The organism is Moorena sp. SIO1F2, from assembly GCF_010672755.1.
Classification (GTDB): domain Bacteria; phylum Cyanobacteriota; class Cyanobacteriia; order Cyanobacteriales; family Coleofasciculaceae; genus Moorena.
This window is the reverse complement of record NZ_JAAHFV010000631.1, coordinates 1-1,773: the sequence shown is the minus strand read 5'-3', so window position 1 is coordinate 1,773 and position 1,773 is coordinate 1. Positions and strand designations below refer to the sequence as shown.

Below are 1,773 nucleotides of genomic sequence, written 5' to 3'. Positions count from 1 at the left end.
TATCAATTAACGTAGTAATTGCTTAAGTAAGAGGACTTATAAACTATGATTCAAGGAATCAAGAATCCAGCTATAGCAAAGGGAACAGGGAAAAAGAACAGGAAACAGGGAACAGGGAGTAGGGAGTAGGGATTAGGGAGTAGGGATTAGGGATTAGGGAATAAAAATAATCACAATTTGTACACGGATTGCTAGACTGAAATAAGTAATGATTTACCTCTTAACTATTCAAAAAATAACACCATCAAATAACCTATCGAATCTTCATAGTTTTAACCTGAAATTAAGTAATTAATATTTCAAATAACTCTTAGTAGTTAGTACTTAATTATTGTCTCGACTATCAGTTTAGATCTAACTCAGCTAAAATTTATCAAATTCAAGGCAAACTAACTAAAACTTTAACTATATCAAAATTAGATAAAAAAAAATCTGATGATAGAAAATTCGATAGTTTATCCCTTTATCTACAAGGGAAAAGGGAACAGGGAATAGCGATGCAGCGCGGTCTTGGGGGTTTCCCCCATGAGCGACTGCATCAAGACGGGAACAGGGAAAGAGAGGCAGGCGTGGTAGGGTTTAAAGTGTGGTAAATATGGTAAGTGTGGGGCGCGGGGAGCAACTGCCATCCTTTCCACGGGGCTTTAGTAGAGCGCCTGGCTTACCAGCAGGACGTCACTGGCTCGAATCAAGTACTGCCCATGTCTGTTGAATGCCAAGGTTATTGGTAGCAGTGTTGCTACCATTCTTGAGTAATTGGCAGCATATTCCACAAGAAGCACCGATTCCTAACGTAGTGAGTCATCGGTAGCTTCTTAGTGATGATGTTTACTTATGCTGTTTTATGGCTCCGAATGTACGGTGGTGGCTAACTTGGGCACCAGAGTTCCATAAGTAACTGAATTACGAACCTTCCTGCCAACCTTCAATAGCTGCCAACAAAACGTTCACCAAGGGATGATCTACCGCCTCTTTAAATGCCTCTGTTCCCCCCGTTTTTAGGACATTAATCATCCTTTGTTTTAGGGTGGGTTTATCTTCAATCTGATCCACCGCCTTAGCCACCACTGCCATTTTTTCAGCATTGCTTGAAGTGGGGTTAGTTTGGGACAGTTGCTCTAAAAGTTGTTGAATTTCTGCTGCTGCCTCAGTTAAATTATGGTCTTTGGAATAGTCGTTTAACGTACCACCGTACTGATCTCTATTAGCGAAGCCACCACCAAATTTGGCACCACGGAGGTCATTGTTAATTGGCTGCTCAGACATAGTGTTTCCCTCATTGTGATAATTTTCTGCATAAAAACTCGGACGCTGTAGCGCTGTTTCTACCTGTCTAATTAAAAGATTAATTAAATTATCTTTTTCTTGAATCAAACGTAGACAAGCATCTTGAGATAAAGAATTAAGTTCTTTGTTCGGTTGAAGGTTTTGCCTTTGCTTCCAGGTGCTACTCAGAGATTGCTTCCTCAACTTTGATTGCTCACTCCATGGAAGCAATTGGATAGTTTGCTTGATAGTTCTAAAGAATTCGACAATGGCTTCTTCTCTTTGATAGTTTGAAAGTCCAGAATACTCAAAACTTCTGGGAATTGAATAGGGAATAGTGTGATCTCTGAGAAACTGTTCAAAACTAGCAAAAGCAATGAGATGTTGTTCGTAGGAAAGACTCCTCCTTTTTTCTAAAAAGCGATCGCATAACTCAATTACTGCCTTATCCACTTTGTCTGGTAAATTTTGGACAAAGTACCTTGTAAATTCTTCGTCTGTCATCCA

At 39.7% G+C, this 1,773-nt stretch carries 1 protein-coding gene; it reads right to left on the bottom strand.

The genetic code is table 11. The annotated features are described in order from the left end of the window. Positions 1-903 precede the first annotated feature (903 nt). On the bottom strand, positions 904-1,773 hold an 870-nt coding region (locus F6J94_RS33575), incomplete at its 5' end, for a hypothetical protein (RefSeq protein WP_293048222.1).